The sequence below is a fragment of the Microcystis sp. M49636_WE2 genome (genome assembly GCF_030065375.1).
GTDB classification, from domain to species: domain Bacteria; phylum Cyanobacteriota; class Cyanobacteriia; order Cyanobacteriales; family Microcystaceae; genus Microcystis; species Microcystis aeruginosa_C.
Genome location: NZ_JASJFG010000348.1, coordinates 1 through 2,902 on the forward strand (window position 1 = coordinate 1; position 2,902 = coordinate 2,902).

The 2,902-nt window shown below is 44.0% G+C and carries 3 protein-coding genes; 1 reads left to right on the forward strand and 2 read right to left on the reverse strand.

What is annotated here, in order from left to right:
• Nucleotides 1-346: 346 nt before the first annotated feature.
• Nucleotides 347-1,273 carry an RluA family pseudouridine synthase gene (locus tag PX484_RS08295; protein ID WP_287765073.1) on the reverse strand — a complete coding sequence of 309 codons (927 nt, stop codon included), beginning with the start codon at nt 1,271-1,273 and terminating at the stop codon, nt 347-349.
• Nucleotides 1,274-1,377: 104 nt separating this feature from the next.
• Here PX484_RS08295 and PX484_RS08300 point away from each other — a divergent pair, with 104 nt between their 5' ends.
• Complete coding sequence (locus PX484_RS08300; RefSeq protein WP_285891567.1) at nt 1,378-1,569, forward strand: hypothetical protein; 192 nt, start codon at nt 1,378-1,380, stop codon at nt 1,567-1,569.
• A 519-nt stretch (nt 1,570-2,088) separates the two neighbouring features.
• Here the strand turns inward: PX484_RS08300 and ndk are convergent.
• On the reverse strand, nt 2,089-2,538 hold the full coding sequence (gene ndk / locus PX484_RS08305; RefSeq protein ID WP_002800982.1) for a nucleoside-diphosphate kinase: 450 nt from the start codon (nt 2,536-2,538) through the stop codon (nt 2,089-2,091).
• Nucleotides 2,539-2,902 lie beyond the last annotated feature (364 nt).

The window sequence follows — 2,902 nt, forward strand, 5'->3', positions numbered from 1 at the left end:
GGGGTGTAGGGTGTGGGGTGTGGGTGGGGGGGGTGGGGGGCAGGGTGTAGGGTGTGGGGTGTGGGGTGTGGGGTGTAGGGTGTAGGGTGTGGGGTGTAGGGTGTGGGGTGTAGGGTTTTACCCATTTTCAGACGGTCAATTACCTAATTTTCAGGGAAAAAGTCCCTCAATTTTCGCCCCGATCACTCTCGGCTGGCACTTTTTGAGGTCAAAAAAGCCTAAAGATATTATCCCACAAGGTTTTTAGATTTATTCAGCCAACCCTAAATATTGCTAGATTTGGAGATTTGCGCTATTAAACCTCTTGCAAAAGTCAAAAAGTAATCAATCCTGATGCTGAAAGCATCTATTCTTCTTTCTGTTGCCTGACTTCTGCAAGAAGTCTATCCACTAATTCCGGCGGGGCCTGACAACAAATAGAGATTCTTTCCCCTGTACTGGGATGATTAAAAAGGATTTGATTGGCATGGAGATAATAACCACAATCTCCCGGGACCGCATCCGGTCGCGGTAATCCTCCCACGCCATACAAGGGATCACCGATTAAAGGATAGCCAAAAAAGGCCAGATGAATGCGAATTTGATGGGGTCTGCCCGTAAAAATTTGTACTTCTAATAGGGTACTATCGGGATGTTTTTTTAAGACTCGACCATCACTGCGGGCCGATAACCCATCTGTGAGCGCACCGTAAACGTAGCCTAAAATGGGATGGGCGATTTTCCCGATCGCTTGATTAATAGTAAAATTATCTGGTATGTCGCCCTGACCAACTAAAGCTCGATATATTTTGGTAATTTTCCCCTCTCGCATCTGTTGACTCAATTTAGCTCTGGCGGGCTTTGATTTCGCCATTAAGACTATACCGGAAGTGCCGCGACCAAGACGATGAATTGGATAGGGAGTGACCTCGACATAATGCTGATGTACCAGATGGATAAGAGTATGTTCGAGAAATCCACCCCCCGCTAACACTGGTAATCCCGAAGGTTTCGCCACCACTAACACCTCGGCATCCTCGTAGAGTACCTCAAAAAAAAGCGGTACATCCGGTTCTGTCCACGGCGGGCGCTGATAGGTCAATTGCTGCCCGATTTCCAAGATTGTATCGGGGCAAGCGGGACGACCGTTGACGAGAATTGCTGCTGATAAAATGCGATCGAGCCATTCTTCTGGGCTAGAATGGGGATATTTGCCCGCATAGTAGGCTAATAGGCTTAATCCTGCCTGATTTCTGCTAATTTTATCTCGATAAATCCAACCTTGATTGGGCATTGGGGAATTATGAATTATGAATTATGAATTATGAATTATGGTTCTTCGATTTGTGTTATGCGATGGATGGGATTACAAGGGATGAAAACCTTATATAGAAAGAAATTCGGGGATTTATGTCAATTGTTTTCGATCTAGAACTAACTAATCAATTAAGTCTCTTGCCAGATAAGGATTTAGTTGATTTATGCCACCCGATCGAACCATACCAAGTAACGAAGAACCTGAATTATGAATTGGGGAGAAGGGAGCAGGAAGAAGGGAGAAAAAGCTGTCTCCTGTCTCCTGTCTCCTGACTTCTCACCCAATGTTCGACAAAGATAAGCAAAAATTATTTATTGACTCCAAAGACTTGAGAATATTTAAATTAACATTCCGCAATATTTACAAATTCTTAAGAATTAATTGAGAAAGATTTTTATTTAACAACGATGTTACAATGGTTGCAGCGATTTTACTGAATTTCATAATGGGTTATTTTGTGCTTTTTTGGGCAGCAATGGTTGAAACCCTTGCCACACCGACAAGGTGATCCTAATTAAGACAGGTAAATCAGTCAATTTCACCCACAACGATGATCTTTTTTTTGTGTAGTTTTATTGCAAAAAAAAAGTTTTTTTGACAAAAAGCACAAAGTATGCAGGAGCAGTTATTGCAGAGTGGCGAAGTGGGGGAGTGGGAATTATGAATTATGAATTATGAATTGGGGAGGTGGGGAAGTGGGGTGTGGGGAGAATCAATAAAAATAATCTTCTGCCTCCTGCCCCCTGCCGACCGCCGACCGCCCCTGCCCCCTAAGGGCTTCCAGTGGGGATTTACTCTACGACCCAGGGAGTGATGGCGGGAGTCCAATTAGCCAATTCTGCATCGCTAAACCAGAGACTAACTTCATCTTTGGCGGTATCTGGACCATCGGAACCATGGATAAGATTGCGTCCGACACTAATGCCAAAATCACCGCGAATCGTACCAGGTTCAGCATTGAGGGGATTAGTGGCGCCAATAATTTTTCTAGCGGAGGCAATTACTCCTTCTCCTTGCCAAACCATGGCCACCACGGGGGAGGAAGTAATAAAATCGACTAGAGAACGGAAAAAGGGTCTTTCTTTATGAACAGCGTAGTGTTTTTCCGCTAATTCACTAGAAACCTGCATCATTTTCAACCCAACCAGCGTAAAACCTTTAGCTTCAAAGCGTTGAATAATTTCCCCCACCAGATTGCGCTGCACACCGTCGGGTTTAATCATTAAGAAAGTGCGTTCCATACTGCCTCTTAAAATTTAGCCATAAATTGTCACAAAACCCAGATTAACCCAGAATGGCATCCTAGAGAATGGCAGAATTTCGCTTCAATTGCTGAGTCAGCTTGCTGTCCGACTGAGATAGAAAGTGTTCGTTTTGTCTCCCGACACCCTAGAAAAACTTTTTTAGTAAACCCTAAATATAGTGGTAATTTAGAGAATTACTGGGAAACAAAAGGTAAAAAGGTTGACATCCTCGCCGCCCTAAAAGTGCGGCGATTCCTAAACCTCACGATTTAAGTTTCTGCTTCCACCACCGTCGCATACCACAGTTAAAAAACCATGTACTGTCTTACACAGAGTCCACAGACTTTCGCCCCATTTCAGA